The 13,940-nt window shown below is 58.5% G+C and carries 16 protein-coding genes and 1 pseudogene; 3 read left to right on the forward strand and 14 right to left on the reverse strand.

Features of this window, described 5'->3' with window-relative positions; genetic code table 11:
* Nucleotides 1–25: 25 nt before the first annotated feature.
* The 4 genes and pseudogenes from ATY80_RS23695 to ATY80_RS23710 all read right to left on the reverse strand — a co-directional run bounded on the left by ATY80_RS23695 (nucleotide 26) and on the right by ATY80_RS23710 (nucleotide 3,958).
* On the reverse strand, nucleotides 26–2,014 hold the full coding sequence (locus ATY80_RS23695; RefSeq protein ID WP_088694757.1) for a bifunctional 2',3'-cyclic-nucleotide 2'-phosphodiesterase/3'-nucleotidase: 1,989 nt from the start codon (nucleotides 2,012–2,014) through the stop codon (nucleotides 26–28).
* Nucleotides 2,015–2,114: 100 nt separating this feature from the next.
* Nucleotides 2,115–2,441, reverse strand: a pseudogene (locus ATY80_RS23700) (PilZ domain-containing protein); the annotation flags it as partial.
* 70 nt (nucleotides 2,442–2,511) lie between these two features.
* Nucleotides 2,512–3,408: a DMT family transporter gene (locus tag ATY80_RS23705; RefSeq protein ID WP_088694759.1), complete on the reverse strand. Its 897-nt coding sequence runs from the start codon at nucleotides 3,406–3,408 to the stop codon at nucleotides 2,512–2,514.
* An 88-nt stretch (nucleotides 3,409–3,496) separates the two neighbouring features.
* A complete protein-coding gene (locus tag ATY80_RS23710) occupies nucleotides 3,497–3,958 on the reverse strand; it encodes an Lrp/AsnC family transcriptional regulator (RefSeq protein ID WP_088694760.1) in 462 nt (153 codons plus the stop codon).
* Between the two features lie 153 nt (nucleotides 3,959–4,111).
* Between ATY80_RS23710 and ald the strand changes: the two genes are divergently transcribed.
* Nucleotides 4,112–5,230, forward strand: a complete 1,119-nt coding sequence (ald, locus tag ATY80_RS23715; RefSeq protein ID WP_088694761.1) for an alanine dehydrogenase — start codon at nucleotides 4,112–4,114, stop codon at nucleotides 5,228–5,230.
* Nucleotides 5,231–5,292: 62 nt separating this feature from the next.
* Here ald and ATY80_RS23720 read toward each other — a convergent pair whose 3' ends face one another.
* The 5 genes from ATY80_RS23720 to ATY80_RS23740 form a co-directional block, all read right to left on the reverse strand.
* Nucleotides 5,293–5,760, reverse strand: coding sequence for a DUF1203 domain-containing protein (locus ATY80_RS23720; protein WP_088694762.1), 468 nt, complete (start codon nucleotides 5,758–5,760; stop codon nucleotides 5,293–5,295).
* An 85-nt stretch (nucleotides 5,761–5,845) separates the two neighbouring features.
* Nucleotides 5,846–6,409, reverse strand: coding sequence for a GNAT family N-acetyltransferase (locus ATY80_RS23725; RefSeq protein ID WP_088694763.1), 564 nt, complete (start codon nucleotides 6,407–6,409; stop codon nucleotides 5,846–5,848).
* A gap of 4 nt (nucleotides 6,410–6,413) precedes the next feature.
* A complete protein-coding gene (gene sseA, locus ATY80_RS23730; protein WP_088694764.1) occupies nucleotides 6,414–7,283 on the reverse strand; it encodes a 3-mercaptopyruvate sulfurtransferase in 870 nt (289 codons plus the stop codon).
* A 17-nt stretch (nucleotides 7,284–7,300) separates the two neighbouring features.
* Entirely contained in the window at nucleotides 7,301–8,038 is a 738-nt protein-coding gene (locus ATY80_RS23735) for an alanyl-tRNA editing protein (protein WP_088694765.1), read from the reverse strand.
* Between the two features lie 6 nt (nucleotides 8,039–8,044).
* On the reverse strand, nucleotides 8,045–9,085 hold the full coding sequence (locus ATY80_RS23740; RefSeq protein WP_088694766.1) for a cysteine synthase A: 1,041 nt from the start codon (nucleotides 9,083–9,085) through the stop codon (nucleotides 8,045–8,047).
* Between the two features lie 216 nt (nucleotides 9,086–9,301).
* Between ATY80_RS23740 and ATY80_RS23745 the strand changes: the two genes are divergently transcribed.
* Together ATY80_RS23745 and ATY80_RS23750 are read left to right on the forward strand one after the other, a co-directional pair.
* Nucleotides 9,302–9,964, forward strand: a complete 663-nt coding sequence (locus ATY80_RS23745) for a ChrR family anti-sigma-E factor (RefSeq protein ID WP_088694952.1) — start codon at nucleotides 9,302–9,304, stop codon at nucleotides 9,962–9,964.
* Between the two features lie 99 nt (nucleotides 9,965–10,063).
* Complete coding sequence (locus tag ATY80_RS23750; protein WP_088694767.1) at nucleotides 10,064–10,897, forward strand: SDR family NAD(P)-dependent oxidoreductase; 834 nt, start codon at nucleotides 10,064–10,066, stop codon at nucleotides 10,895–10,897.
* Nucleotides 10,898–11,698: 801 nt separating this feature from the next.
* Here ATY80_RS23750 and ATY80_RS23765 read toward each other — a convergent pair.
* The 5 genes from ATY80_RS23765 to ATY80_RS23785 all read right to left on the reverse strand — a co-directional run bounded on the left by ATY80_RS23765 (nucleotide 11,699) and on the right by ATY80_RS23785 (nucleotide 13,904).
* A complete protein-coding gene (locus ATY80_RS23765; protein WP_088694768.1) occupies nucleotides 11,699–11,938 on the reverse strand; it encodes a hypothetical protein in 240 nt (79 codons plus the stop codon).
* A 351-nt stretch (nucleotides 11,939–12,289) separates the two neighbouring features.
* On the reverse strand, nucleotides 12,290–12,514 hold the full coding sequence (locus ATY80_RS23770; protein WP_088694769.1) for a hypothetical protein: 225 nt from the start codon (nucleotides 12,512–12,514) through the stop codon (nucleotides 12,290–12,292).
* Nucleotides 12,499–12,870, reverse strand: a complete 372-nt coding sequence (locus ATY80_RS23775; RefSeq protein ID WP_088694770.1) for a DUF4326 domain-containing protein — start codon at nucleotides 12,868–12,870, stop codon at nucleotides 12,499–12,501. The genes ATY80_RS23770 and ATY80_RS23775 overlap by 16 nt, the downstream gene beginning before the upstream one ends.
* Before the next feature lie 2 nt (nucleotides 12,871–12,872).
* Nucleotides 12,873–13,208, reverse strand: a complete 336-nt coding sequence (locus tag ATY80_RS23780; protein ID WP_088694771.1) for an HNH endonuclease signature motif containing protein — start codon at nucleotides 13,206–13,208, stop codon at nucleotides 12,873–12,875.
* A 213-nt stretch (nucleotides 13,209–13,421) separates the two neighbouring features.
* Nucleotides 13,422–13,904 carry a hypothetical protein gene (locus ATY80_RS23785; protein ID WP_141105585.1) on the reverse strand — a complete coding sequence of 161 codons (483 nt, stop codon included), beginning with the start codon at nucleotides 13,902–13,904 and terminating at the stop codon, nucleotides 13,422–13,424.
* Nucleotides 13,905–13,940 lie beyond the last annotated feature (36 nt).

A 13,940-nucleotide genomic window follows, 5' to 3' on the forward strand; every position in this document is an offset into this window, starting at 1 on the left:
TCCCGCGCCCTCGTGAAGCTCACATCTAGAGTATCAGCCTGAACTTCGAGAAGCCGTCGGTGCCTTCGCCGGCGTCCTCGATCTTGACGCTTTTCACGTCCGCGAGGAATTGCTTGGCCTTCGGACCACTCTGGAAGACGGCTGTCGTCCCCGGCAGTGGTTTGAACGTCCAGTTCCCGTCGGCCGAGGGATTGATCGTGCCCTCCTCGTGGACGAAGCGGACAATGACGTCGCGATTCGTGTCGGGCGCCTGGAAGATGACCTTGTCGGCAGCAATTTCCGGAAATTTGCCACCACCGCCCGCGCGGTAATTGTTGGTGACGACCACGAATTTCTGCTTGAGATCAATGGGCTTGCCGTCAAATTGCAGGTTCTGGATGCGGTTTGAATCGGCATTGATCAGCTTGCCGTCATCATCGAACCTGCGCGGCTGCGATAGGTCGATCTGATAGGTGACGCCGTCGATCACATCGAAGTTGTAGGATGGGAAGGCGTTGTTCAGCAGGTCCGCATCCTTGGATCCCGGTTTCACCTCGTTGAACATGGCGGCTGACATTTCCAGCCAGTTCTTCACCTGTTCGCCAGTGATGGCGACGGCCTGGACCGTGTTGGGATAGAGGTAGAGGTCAGCGACGTTCTTGATCGCGATGTCGCCGGCGGGCACGTCCGTATAGTAGTCCGCGCCGCCGCGACCGCCGGCCTTGAAGGGTGCTGCCGCCGAAAGCACCGGGAGGTCCTTGTATTCCGTGTCGGCCAACATCTGCTTGATGTACCAGGTCTGTGCCTGGCTAACGATCTGAACGGAAGGATCGTCGGCGACCAGCGCGAAATAGGAATAGAGCGGCGCCGAGGTCTTGCCGACCGGGGTACGCACATAAGCGAGCGTTGCCTCGTGCTCGGCCTTTGCGGCGTCGATAACGTCCTTTTTGTCCGCGACGTCGGCGACGACTTTCTTTTTGTCATCGCGGTGGTAGATCGGTCGGGCTTCGGAGGTGAAGTCGACGATCCTCCAGCCTTTGCCGTCCTTCTCCAGCAGGAGGTCGATCAGGCCGAGATGGGAGCCCCAGAAGCCCGCCATCACCGCCGGCTTGCCGTGCAAGGTGCCTTTCACCGGATCGGCGTTCTGAACGCCGTCCCAGGTCTTCGGCCCGGGGAAGACGAGATGCTGGTGCCCGGTGAAGATCGCGTCGATCCCGTCGACTGCGGCAAGATGCAGGGATGCATTCTCCATCTTCTCGGATGGGGCGGCGCCGTCGATGCCGGAATGCGAAAGCGCGATCACGATATCCGCGCCTTCCTGTTTCATGACAGGTACCCAGGCTTTGGCTGCCTCAACGATGTCGCGCGTCTGCGTCTTGCCTTCAAGGTTCTTGATGTCCCAAAGCATGATCTGCGGCGGGACGAAGCCGATGAAGCCGATCTTGACCGGGCTTTCATTACCGGCGCCGTCCTTGATGGTCTTTTCGACGATGATGTACGGCTTCAAAAACAGCTCATCCTTCGTCGGGTCGGACGCGAGTTGGCCCTTCGTCAGGTTCGCGCAGACGAAGGGGAAGTTCGCCCCGTTCAGCACCTTGAACATGAAGTCGAGGCCATAATTGAATTCATGGTTGCCGAGTGTGCCGACGGTGTAGCCGAGCGTGTTCATGGCCTTGATGACTGGATGCACGTCGCCGTCCTTCATGCCGCTCTGATAGGCCATATAGTCGCCCATCGGGTTGCCCTGCAGCACGTCGCCGTTGTCGATCAGCAGCGAATTGGCAGCTTCCGCGCGGATGTTGTCGATGATCGTCGCGGTGCGCGCCAGCCCCATCGTGTCGTTCGGTTTGTCGGCGTAGTAGTCATAGGGAAAGACGTTGACGTGAATGTCCGTCGTTTCCATCAGGCGCAGATGAGCCTGATTGGCGGCTGCGCGCGCGCTAAAGGGATGAAGCAGGATCAGTGCGGACGTCGCGGCAAGGCCGCCAAGCAAGGAGCGGCGGGTCATTGGCGGCAGATCGAGAATGGAAGACATGAAAACTCCTTCGAAAATCACTGATCGCCCGGCCCCGCAGGCGAGACTAGGGTGATTTGCGAAGGAGTAAACCCTGAAAATGACAGGGGAATTATCGTGTCAGGACCGGTTTCACTTCCTTGTGGAAGAATCGGAAGTATGATGCCACCTGCGCACGGGCATTGGAGTTCGGATCGAACTGAATTCCCAGACGGCCATTGTGGCTCCAGCGGATGATGCCCTGCAGCGTGCCCAGATCATCAGCAAGAATCTGTACACGGCTGCCGGAGGCGGCATGAATCGGCGCCCGGATTTCGACGGCCATGCCGGTAATCGACATGTCGAGGATGCGAGCATCCACTTCTTTGGTGAGGTAGCGGACCTTACCGAATATGCGGCAGGACCGGCGCTCGGCCTTGCGGGTAATGATATTCAGATTGCGTTGCATGTTACGCTCCACCAGAAACATACGGATGAATTCTATGAGGCGAACGTTGAGAATGCTTTAATAGCTCGATCTAAAATTGTGGAGATGCCGATTGCGAACGTGACCTGCGTGCAACGACATGTTCCCGCCATACGGTGAAGATGCCTGCCGCGACGACGATTGCCGAGCCGACGATCATGTTCAGGCTCAGCTTCTCATTGTAGATCAATACGCCGATGATCGATGCATAGACGAGCTGTAGATACGTCAGCGGTTGAACTGCCGCTGCATCCAGCATGTCGTAGGCGCGAATGAGAAAATAGTGGCTCGATATGCTGGTCAGACAGACAAGCGCCATCCATCCCCAATCCCAGCCCGACATCCAGGTCCAATAGAAGGGACCGACCAGCGACATGGCGATGCCGCCAACGACGCCCGTATAGAAGAAGCTTGTCATGGCCGAATCGTCCCTGCTGACGAGGCGCGTGGCGATGACGTAGAAGGCGAAGAGGAAGCACGAGAAGACGGCAAGTAGCAGCTTAAAGTCGAAGAACCCGCCTTCCGGCTTGAGGATCAGCAGCACCCCGACGAGACCCGCACCAATCGCCGTCCAGCGACGCCAGCCGACCCGCTCTCCGAGGATGGGCATCGAGAGCAACGCAATCAGAATCGGCGTCGCTGAGAAGATTGCCTGTGAGTGGGCAAGGCCGATCAGCGCAAAACAGTTGATGACGACGACAACCTGGGCGGCCAGCAAAATACCCCGGATCAGCTGCAGCAGCGGCCTCCTGGTTTTCGCCGTCTGCTTCAAGCCACCTCTCATCCTGCTAGCAAGCGCTACGGTGAAGGCGGCGAAGGCCCAGTAGCGGATCATGGTGATGAAGACGGGCGGGTAGGCGGATGCCAGATGCTTCGAGATGCCGTCCTGCAGCGAGAAAATGGTGATCGCGAGCAGGACGAAGATATAGCCTTGGGTCTTGGATTTCATGCGTGCGTCTTGCTGCGGAGGATCAGGCAAGGGGTAACGAAGCTGCCACTCCGATGCAAGAACTGTCTGGCGATTTTTGGCTCTTCAGTCAGAGCCCGACATTTGGTCTGTCGATGACTTCCCGCAGGGCAAAGCTCGAATTGATCTTAACAACGTGCGGAAGCGCCGAGAGCCAGTCGCGATGGATGCGCTCGTAGTCCTCGAGGTCGCGGGCGGCAACACGGAGAATGTAGTCATATTCGCCTGACATCAGATAGCAGACGAGAACGTTCGGACAGCGTTTAACGGCGGCCTCGAATTCCGAAAGCGTCTTCGCAAACTGACCGGATAGGGAGATATGCACCACCGCGATCATCTTATAGTCGAATGACTTGTGAGAGACGTGCGCGTGATAGCCGCTGATTACACCGCTCTTTTCCAGGATATCAAGCCGCCGAGAGCAGGCCGATGCCGACAAACCAACCTTGGCTGCAAGATCGGCATTAGTGATGCGGGCGCTGGACTGAAGTGTCTTCAGAATCGCAAGATCGATGGTGTCGAGTTCGGACATTCGAAGAACTTTCGATTATTTGCTCGAATTTGCAATAATCTTCGAAAATCAGCGTCGGTGCAAACCTTCTTTGCAAGGACATTTCGCGGCTGTGGTGGTTGGATTTCCTCGTCAAAACACTCCGCCAAGCGGACAAAAAGAGAGGAACGCCCAATGCGTGTCGGTTGCCCGAAGGAAATCAAGAATCATGAATATCGTGTCGGCCTGACACCTGCATCCGTTCGTGAATATGTCGCTCATGGCCATGAGGTCTGGGTTGAAACCAAGGCAGGCGCTGGCATTGGTGCCGATGATGCCGCCTACGCGGCCGCTGGCGCAAAGATTGCTGCCTCGGCCAAGGAAATCTTCGAGAAGTGTGACATGATCGTAAAGGTTAAGGAGCCGCAGCCCTCCGAGTGGGCGCAGCTTCGCGACGGCCAAATTCTCTATACGTATCTCCATCTCGCCCCTGATCCGGAACAGACCAAGGGCCTCCTTGCTTCCGGCGTCACCGCTGTTGCGTATGAGACTGTAACTGATGATCGCGGCGGCCTGCCGCTCCTGGCGCCGATGTCCGAAGTCGCCGGACGCCTGTCAATCCAGGCGGGCGCGACCGCGCTGCAGAAGGCGAATGGCGGCCTTGGCATCCTGCTCGGCGGCGTACCCGGCGTGCTGCCGGCCAAGGTTACGGTCATCGGCGGCGGCGTGGTCGGCTTGCATGCAGCCAGGATGGCGGCGGGCCTCGGTGCCGACGTCAGCATCCTCGATAAGTCTCTTCCGCGTCTGCGCCAGCTCGACGACATCTTCGGCGGTCGTGTCCACACCCGCTATTCCAGCATTCAGGCGCTGGAAGAGGAAGTATTTTCGGCCGACCTCGTTATCGGCGCTGTGCTCATTCCGGGGGCGGCCGCACCGAAGCTTGTCACCCGTGAAATGCTGTCGGGCATGAAGCGTGGCTCTGTCATCGTTGACGTCGCCATCGACCAGGGTGGCTGCTTCGAGACGTCGCATGCGACGACCCATTCCGAACCGACCTATGTTGTCGATGACGTGGTGCATTATTGCGTCGCTAACATGCCAGGCGCGGTGCCGGTCACTTCAGCGCATGCCCTGAACAATGCGACGCTGGTTTATGGTCTGGCGCTTGCCGACCGTGGGCTGCGCGCCATCGCGGAGGATCGTCACCTCAGGAACGGTCTCAACATCCACAAGGGCCGTGTCACCAACAAGCCGGTGGCCGAAGCTCTGGGCTATGAAGCCTACGCACCGGAAAGCGTACTGAACGTAGCGTAAATCCCATCGCGTCACGTGAGGCAGGGCCGGTCGCATTCTCATGCGACCGGCCCTTTTTGCTGTCATCTGTCGATGCGGCATTGATAGCAGTTGTTGCGCGCCGAGCGCACGTGCACATAGGCGATGTCCGTCCGCTCCAGGAGCTGGGCGGCATAGGAGCCGATATCGGGCGTCAGTGTCACAGCGCCCGTGCCGTAAACAATGCGGTTTTCGGCATTGTAGCCGCGCACGATGAAATCCGGGCTGGTCAAGACCGGCGGCGGGACCTCTGCCGCAGCATAGCGCTCGCACGGTTGCGTGTGGAGGAAGATCGGACCGGTCTCAGCATAGGGCTGAAGCTCGGGAAAAGGCCGGTATGCAAAAATCAGCAGTTCCTCGCCATCATCGATGTTCTTCAGGCAATGACGGCAGGGATGGCCTGGGCCATCTGAGACCATTGTCTCGGGCAAGAAACCGTAGGCGTCTCTACCGCCGTTCCAGAGATTCTCAGCGTCGGCAGTGGGCATGGCGGAAAAGCGGATGTCGGTCATGGCGGATCTCCTTGCTAATTGCCATGAGATGCGCCCTTGCGCCTGCGCCCGCCACCCGATTCTTGCTTGGTTTCGTCTGACCGGCTCACCAATCCTTCTTACTCAGGTCTAGAAGTTCCTTGTCGCTGAGAGGCCGGACGATGCCCGAACCGGTGGAGACCGGTGAAAAGCCGAACATCTGGTAGAGTTGCAAGGCGCGCGGGTGATCGAGGTTGTTGGTCGTCGTTGTCACCCGCTTCGGATTGAGCGTCCAGATCGCGTAGAGCGACTGCAGCAGGAACCATTTTCCGATCCCCAGACCAAGCGCACGCTCGAAGAGCCCGAAGTGGCTGAGTTCGATTGTCTCTTCATCCTCGACGAAGTATTCATAGAAGCCAGCGGGCGCGCCATTGACGTAAAGGACGCTGATATTGTTGCGCTTGTCGTGAAGCGTCTTGGCCAGATCCTCGTCGGCCATCCGCAAACGATCCACCCACTGCCACCGGGCCCCAACCTGGCGGTAGAGATAGCGGTAGAAGGGCAGCGGAATATCGGGTGCCCGCATGATCGCCGTCTGGATGTTGATCGGCACCGGGAGGCTTGCCTTCGGCGGTGCCGTCATTTCCAGGCGGGTGATATGGGCTTTCAAAGAAGAGGGCGCCTTCACCATCGCGTCAGGCTTTGACCGGTTCCGGCGGGCCAGTAACGACGGGCGTGTCTTCGCGGCCACCCCATTCGCTCCAGGAGCCGTCGTAGAGCTTGTTGTCGGTGTGCCCCAGCGACTCCAGCGCCAGCGTAATGATTGCGGCAGTGATGCCGGAACCGCACGATGTGACGACTGGCTTCGAAAGATCTATGCCCGCGTTCTCGATCGTCCGCTTAAGCTCCGGCAGCGACTTGAAGCGACCCTGAGTGGCGAAGACGCCCGATGGCAGGTTGCGTGCACCGGGCATGTGGCCGGAGCGCATGCCGGCCCGCGGCTCGGGCTCGAGCGCTGCAAATCGGCCCGCACTTCTGGCGTCGGCGATCTGCAGCGCGCCGCTCGCAACAATGTCCCGCATTGTGTCAAGAGTGACGACTTTCGAGGCGTCATAGGTCGGCTTGAAAACCTTGGGGTCGTAGCGAGGCGCGCTTGTCTCAAGCGGGCGCCCCTCTGACTTCCACCCGTCGAGACCGCCGTCGAGTACGTATACCTGCCGCGCGCCCATCACGCGAAACAGCCACCAGACCCGTGGTGATGCGAACATCCCGATCCCGTCATAGACGACGATACGATCGTTTTCTCCGATCCCGAGTCTGCCAACCTCAGCTGCGAAAAGCTCGGGCGACGGGATAGTGTGCGGCAGCGGTATGGAGTGATCCGCGATCTTGTCCTGATCGAAACGGACGGCGCCAGGAATATGGCCGGTGGCGTACTCCGCGTCGGCATCGCGCTTCTGTGCCGGCAGATAGAAGGACGCGTCCAGGACGCGCAAGTCCGCCTTGCCCAGTTCCGCCTGCAGCCAATCGGCCGAAACGACGAAACGGCTTTTTTCTTCGCTCATTCTGCTCTCCCTGGGCTTCAGGCTTCGTCGCCGGGAGCGCCGAAGCGAATTCGGAAGCGACGGTTCTCCTTGCCCTTCTTTTCGATCTTGGCAATGTGAATCTGACCGACTTCCTGAGTTTCGGAGACATGTGTGCCGCCACAAGGCTGACTGTCAATCGCCGAGTTCTCGCCGATGCAGACAAGGCTGACCCGGCCTAGCCCGATCGGCGGGCGAACATTCTTGGATTTGACGATGCCGGGATTGGTCGCCAGTTCTTCATCGGCGATCCACTGCAGGTAAACCGGGTGGTTCTGCCGTACCAGCTCCATGAGTTTTTCGGTGACGTCGTCCTTGTCGATCGTCTCTGTCATGTCGAAGTCGACGCGGCTCTCATCTTCGCCGACAGCCGCACCGGTGATCGGATAGGAGCAGACGACGGAGAGCAGGTGACAGGCGGTGTGCATTCGCATCAGCTTATAGCGGCGCGGCCAGTCGACGTGCAGCACCAGCTTTTCACCGACGACCGGCTGTTCCTGGCCCTCGAACGGCACATGCACGACGATGTCCTTGGTTGCTCCGTGCTTCGTCTGTCCGAGCGTGATCTTGCTGCCGTCGGCGCGCTCGAGAAAGCCGGTATCGCCCGGCTGCCCGCCTGACGTCGCATAGAAGCAGGTCTGATCCAGCTCGATGCCCCCGTCTTCGTGAACGGCGGTTACCTCCGCCTCGCATGTCGAAAGATAGAAATCGTCACGATAGAGGGCATTGACGGGCATGGGGTCTCACGCTGCTGGTTCGTATGGGATCTGTATGTCTTGCGTCTTGGCGAGCCACGCCGGAACGGGCAGGCCCTTGGAGGTTAGGAAGTCAGGATTGAAGAGCTTGGACTGATAGCGGTTGCCGTAGTCGCAGAGGATTGTAACGATGGTATGGCCGGGGCCGAATTCCTTGGCAAGGCGCACCGCGCCGGCGATGTTGATCGCCGTCGATCCACCCAGGCACAGACCTTCATGCTCGACGAGGTCGAAGAGGTAGGGCAGGGCTTCCGCATCCGAAACGCTATAGGCAAAATCGGGTGTGAAGCCTTCCAGGTTGGCCGTGATCCGGCCTTGACCGATTCCTTCGGTAATTGAGGAGCCGGCCGACTTGAGTTCGCCGTTCTTGTAGAATTCGTAGAGCGCGGCGCCATCAGGGTCCGCGATGCCGATCTTGATGTCCTTGCTGAACGCCTTGAGGCCGGCTGCCACCCCGGCAAGCGTCCCGCCCGAGCCGACCGAGCAGATGAAACCGTCCACGTTGCCGTTCATATCGTTCCAGATTTCGCGGGCCGTCGTTTCGATATGGGCCTGCCGGTTGGCGACGTTGTCGAACTGGTTTGCCCAGATCGCGCCGTTCGGGTCAGTCTTCGCCAGCTGCTCGGCGAGCCTTCCGGACACCTTCACATAATTGTTCGGATTCTTGTAGGGAACGGCGGGCACCTCGACGAGCTCGGCACCGAGCAATTTCAGGGCGTCCTTCTTTTCCTGGCTCTGGGTTTCCGGGATGACGATGACGGTTCGATAGCCAAGTGCCTTCGCAACGACGGTCAAGCCGATACCGGTATTGCCGGCAGTTCCTTCGACAATAACGCCGCCCGGCCTCAGCAAGCCCTTCTTCTCTGCATCGCGAATGATGTAGAGCGCCGCGCGATCCTTGACCGACTGGCCCGGATTGAGGAACTCCGCTTTGCCGAGAATAGTGCAGCCGGTCGCTTCCGACGCGCCCTTGAGCTTGATCAGGGGGGTGTTGCCGATTGCCTCTAGAACGGACGGATGGACGGTCATGGACTCTGCCTCTTTTGAACGCTTAGTTTAAGAACGGTCTTTTCCCTTCACAAGGCTAGGTTGGCAAGAAATGCTATTCCATCCCTTTGAGCGCAGCGATAAAATTAGACTTCGTCGTGGTCGAGGGGCATTGAACCGGAGCCGTCTGCGCCCCTTGTGATCCGGAGATTGACTTTCAACGTACGGATGACAACAAAGCAATCTCTAAAAGCGGAAATGACCGAAACCGTCATGGTTCACGAGCATATCGACACGGTCGATGTACTGATGGCGCACTATGTCGCCGGATCTCTTCCTCAGCCGGCGCGAGTGCTGGTGGAATCGCATCTCGAAATGAAGCCGGATCATCGCTTGCTGGTGAGTGATCTCGAATCTCTGGCCGGCGAGGCTCTCGAGCAGATGCCGGAGGCTGCGATCGGTGACCGCGCTACGCGGCTCGCGGCCGTCTTCTCCTCCGCGCCGCCCGCCGAAAACCACACAGCAACGAATCTGCGGATGGAAAAAGGTTTCTTCCCGAAAGCGATTCGCGATCTCGTCGGTTATGACTTGGACACTGTGCCCTGGAAAACGAAGCTTCCGGGCTTCAAGCAATACTCAACCGACCTCGATGGCTGCGAAGTCAGCCTGATGTGGATCAAGGCTGGCCGCGCGCTGCCAGCGCACACTCATAAGGGCATGGAACTCACCTTGATCCTGGATGGCGCATTCAGCGACAGCCGCGGCCGTTTCGGACCCGGTGATATCTCGGTCGCCGACGAGAGCGTTGACCATCGACCGATTGCCGAAAAGAACCGTCCATGCGTCGCGTTTTCGGTCCTCGACGCGCCGATCAAGCTGACAGGCTCCTTCCGCCAAATCATCGGCGACCTGATCGGCTGAAAGCAGCCACAATAGCGTGATATGCCTTAAATCCGGGAGATGGCGAGGAACTCCCGGACCTGTTTTGACGTTCAGAACACAGCCCGGAGGATATGTGCCATGCAAGATTTCGTCGCTCGTCCTGAACATGGAATAGCCTGGATTTCCGGCGCGAGTTCAGGAATTGGGCGAGCCTTGGCACTGAAGCTTGCGGGGGACGGATACAAGGTGGCTGTCACCGCTCGCGATCATGAAAAGCTTGCCGAATTGCAGGTTGAGGCTTCCGATCTGCCCGGCAGCATCATCGTGCTCGATGGTGATGTCACCAATCCCGAGGACATGGAGCATGTGCTTGCTTCAATCGAATACGAGTACGGTGCGCTGGCATTGGCGGTCTTCAACGCCGGCGTTTATTTGCCTATCCACGCGGAAGAGTTGAAGCTTTCAGATTTTGAGCGGAGCTTTGCTGTCAATCTGCAGGGTGTTGTGAATTGCCTTGTCCCGGCCGTAAGGCACATGAAGGTGAAGGGGCAGGGGCAAATCGCCATCGTCTCGTCGGTTTCAGGCTATGGCGGGCTGCCGACCGGTGCCGCTTACGGCGCTACGAAAGCCGCATTGATTAACATGGCGGAGAGCCTGAAATTCGATCTCGACAAGATGGGCATCCGCATCCAACTCATCAATCCTGGCTTCGTCGATACGCCTGCAACGAAGAGAAACCAATTTCACATGCCCTCGCTGGTCTCGGTCGAGGAGGCTGCCGAACAGATTTCGGCGGGACTCAAGTCTCAGCGTTTCGAGATTACCTTCCCGAAGCGTTTCACCTACACGATGAAGCTCGTCAATCTGCTGCCTTATAATCTCTATTTCTGGCTGGTGAATCGCTCGACCGGCTGGCGGGAGCGGCCGTTGGAAAAGCACCCACGGCCAGGTATGGCGCATCCGGCAGAGTAGCCGTTGCTGTCTGAGGCAGAGACGAGGCGGATGGCGGCCAGACAGGAGGTCATCTGTCAACAGGCCGCCACCCGCTCTCGTCAGCTCCGCGACAAAGACGACCTGGCGGACGTCTATATTTCTAGCCGCGGAAGCCTGCTCACAATAAACAGAATTCCAAGAGGCGTTCGAAGCGTTTATCGAAGCCCAATGGGCGAACACGCTCCTGTGCCGACCAAAAGCGCTCGCGCCATTTCGGCAAGTGTACCAGCATAGTCTAACCTGAAATCGAAGTCCCTGGCCAGTGACAAATTCGCCAAATTCGGCTAGGCGATCTCGCATTGGCATTTTGCTCCTGCGACGAAACAGGGGCTCGCGCGGAACAGACGTTTCGGCCGTCGTCGGAGAATTTTCGAGAGGTTCCAGCGCAAGAGGAGGGCCGGTTATCCCGGCCCTTTTGGAGGCCATCTATATCGGCCCGATCAGTTATCGTATTCGCGGCAAGCGTCATTGATTGATGCGCCACTCTCGCCGCCAGGGGTATCAACGCCCGAATTTGCATGTGCCGCACCCGGCAATCCATGGCCTTTGGCTGGGGCGTGATGCGTTGGGTTAACCGGGGCGACAGTGATCGGGTTTGCCGTTATCGCCGCTCGTATAGTCGCCCGCGTAGGTGCTGGAGCTGGGATTTGTGGGGCCGCCATTCGTTGGGCCGAACGGCTGCAGGGTCTTGGTCGGCGAAGAGCAAGGTGCTGATCTAGCGATACACCTGAGAGTGGGAAAAGAGATTCTCATGGTTAGCCAGCCATGATCGAAAGATGCTCAGTTCGACGTCTGGCAATGCGTGGTGTCGTTCATTCGCTGGCAACGGGTCTGGAAATTGGTCAGCGGCTGCTGTTGTTTCTGTTGCTGCTGCTTCGCGTGGAGCAAGCCGGCTCTCACCGTTGCACTCCCCGCAGGAATTTCCGGCCGTCTGACATCGGTATCGGGAGTCGGACTGTGACAGCCGGCCAGCGCAGCGACCGCACATAGCGCCGCGGCCAGAAGGAACATGCGTTTCATTGCTATTGCCCCTCTCCAATTCCTTGAGACACGCAATGCGTCGAACCTCAGGATACAATTGGGACGTGAAGAGTTCAAAGCGCTAAATCTGGGCAACACTACAGCGCACGGCCGTCGGTGCGAATATCCCAGGCGCCGACCGTTCGAAAGCATTTCAAAAGTGGGGAAAGAAAACACCTGCTTTTGGAATATCAACAAAAGCAGGCGCTTATCTTTGAAACTGGCTCCCCGGGCCGGACTTGGCTCCAATTTTTAAAGTAGGGGAGTTTCCTTGCGATGCAGGGTGTTTGAGGTTTTTATAAGTGCTCATGTGAAACGCATGTAGTCCGAAAAGTAGTCTAAAAAGTATGCCTAAATTTGCGCATTGGCTCCCATCAATTTTCTAACTCGATCGAGCTGGCTGCCGCCTTTCGTTTCCTGCCGTTGCTTTGCGGCCAAATATTCGCGCTCACAGCGATCGAGGATCGGTTGCGCGATCGGGCCTTTGCGATCGACCAGCTTCGCCGCGAAAATCAGCATCTCGCCAAGCCGCTCCAGTGTAATCTCTGGCTGTGCCATGGCTAGATTTCCTCGCATTTTCGCTGCGGCCGGTTCGCAACCTGCAGCAATACGTCTGCATGGCAGGGCGAGCCGTGCTTGCACCAGCATGCGAGGTTCTTGCCGCGTAGTTCGTTGGCGTTCTCGTTGACGAAAAGGCGGGCTCGCTCCAGCGCCTCGATGTCCGGATCTGCGCCAACGCGTAATAGACCGGCGAGAAGCGCCATATAGAGGTCCACGCAATAGGCGGCGTCGCCATGTTTGCCCACGATGAATGGATTTCCCCATGGACCGGGTCGGCCCACATGCACAGCAGCGAGGCCGTTTGTTTTCTTCGACAAAGCTTGAAGGTTGAAGCCGGCGGAACGCGACAGACGAAGGCGTACGGGTGTCATGGCTAGATCTCCTCGCATCGCATTTCCTTCCGGGCTTGCTCGCGCCGGATGGCATTTCTCTTTCTGGTGACAAGTTGCAGGTGATCTGGCTCCGGCCGCACGCAAAGGCGGTTACGGCAGTAGTGGTCGATTTCCTTCTTGCCGGGGATGTAGCCGTGCTCATTGGTCCACATGACAAGGTGGACGGCGACGGTCTGGCTGCCCAGCGACATGCGCGGATATCCGGCGCCGCGTCCTTCAGATCCAGACGTTGGGCCTGTCCAGATCCAGCAACCCGTCTCTTCATCCACGCGGACGCGAGCCATCACTTTTTCAAGGATTTTCTGACGGCGCGACATTAGGGCTGTTCTCCGTTCTGCCCGCTCGGGGTGGTCGCGACCTGGCGCTTCCACAAGAGATAGCAATTCCGTTGCTCCGCCTTTGGGCATCCTTCCCACCAATGCCAGCAGCTGCCGGGACCGGCGCTCGGATCTCTGCCGCAAGAATGCTTGCCTTTTGGCTGCTTCCATGTTTCTTGCTGGACCGACACTGCAAGGCTCATCTGCGCTGCATCAGGCATTGGCGCGCTCCACCTCAGACAAGCGGTCAAGGCGCTCGATCTCGGCGAGGATCAGTGCGCCAGCGCGGACTAAATCATTCCGGCGCGAATGCGGCTTGAGCCAATCCATGCGCCATGCCAACGGCCATAAAGATGATATCTCTGCTGGCACAGACGATGCGCGCTTGAAGCCGTCCATTACCGCACGATTGGCTTTGCATGCCTCGGAAGCCATGAGGGCATAAACAGCTGCCGCACGCGAGATACTGTAATCGGTGTGCTGATCGTCGTGCTCGACCGTCCAGCCTTCGGCATCGATCTGCCGGCGGCGCTCGGCGACCACATCTGAAATTGCCTTAGATACTGGAGCGGGCGCGCACGGCGGCGCTTTTGTGAGGGCTTCGATCGCCATCAGCTGTAGCGCCTCAGCTTGCTTGTCTTCCGGAACATCATCCAGCGTTGACGGGTCCATGATCTTCTGGGCGGCGTCAAACAAGTGGACAGCCCAGGCGCGTGCTTCGTCGGCGCTTAG

It is taken from the genome of Rhizobium sp. R711 (assembly GCF_002211365.1).
GTDB lineage: Bacteria > Pseudomonadota > Alphaproteobacteria > Rhizobiales > Rhizobiaceae > Rhizobium.

What these genes read in the sequence shown, in the direction of transcription:
- ATY80_RS23720 (WP_088694762.1), bottom strand. Translation starts at nt 5,760, where the DNA reads ATGACCGACATCCGCTTTTCCGCCATGCCCACTGCCGACGCTGAGAAT.
- ATY80_RS23735 (WP_088694765.1), bottom strand. Translation starts at nt 8,038, where the DNA reads ATGCCCGTCAATGCCCTCTATCGTGACGATTTCTATCTTTCGACATGC.
- ald (WP_088694761.1), top strand. Translation starts at nt 4,112, where the DNA reads ATGCGTGTCGGTTGCCCGAAGGAAATCAAGAATCATGAATATCGTGTC.
- ATY80_RS23770 (WP_088694769.1), bottom strand. Translation starts at nt 12,514, where the DNA reads ATGCGAGGAAATCTAGCCATGGCACAGCCAGAGATTACACTGGAGCGG.
- ATY80_RS23765 (WP_088694768.1), bottom strand. Translation starts at nt 11,938, where the DNA reads ATGAAACGCATGTTCCTTCTGGCCGCGGCGCTATGTGCGGTCGCTGCG.
- ATY80_RS23745 (WP_088694952.1), top strand. Translation starts at nt 9,302, where the DNA reads ATGACCGAAACCGTCATGGTTCACGAGCATATCGACACGGTCGATGTA.
- ATY80_RS23725 (WP_088694763.1), bottom strand. Translation starts at nt 6,409, where the DNA reads ATGGTGAAGGCGCCCTCTTCTTTGAAAGCCCATATCACCCGCCTGGAA.
- ATY80_RS23740 (WP_088694766.1), bottom strand. Translation starts at nt 9,085, where the DNA reads ATGACCGTCCATCCGTCCGTTCTAGAGGCAATCGGCAACACCCCCCTG.
- sseA (WP_088694764.1), bottom strand. Translation starts at nt 7,283, where the DNA reads ATGAGCGAAGAAAAAAGCCGTTTCGTCGTTTCGGCCGATTGGCTGCAG.
- ATY80_RS23695 (WP_088694757.1), bottom strand. Translation starts at nt 2,014, where the DNA reads ATGTCTTCCATTCTCGATCTGCCGCCAATGACCCGCCGCTCCTTGCTT.
- ATY80_RS23705 (WP_088694759.1), bottom strand. Translation starts at nt 3,408, where the DNA reads ATGAAATCCAAGACCCAAGGCTATATCTTCGTCCTGCTCGCGATCACC.
- ATY80_RS23750 (WP_088694767.1), top strand. Translation starts at nt 10,064, where the DNA reads ATGCAAGATTTCGTCGCTCGTCCTGAACATGGAATAGCCTGGATTTCC.
- ATY80_RS23710 (WP_088694760.1), bottom strand. Translation starts at nt 3,958, where the DNA reads ATGTCCGAACTCGACACCATCGATCTTGCGATTCTGAAGACACTTCAG.
- ATY80_RS23780 (WP_088694771.1), bottom strand. Translation starts at nt 13,208, where the DNA reads ATGTCGCGCCGTCAGAAAATCCTTGAAAAAGTGATGGCTCGCGTCCGC.
- ATY80_RS23775 (WP_088694770.1), bottom strand. Translation starts at nt 12,870, where the DNA reads ATGACACCCGTACGCCTTCGTCTGTCGCGTTCCGCCGGCTTCAACCTT.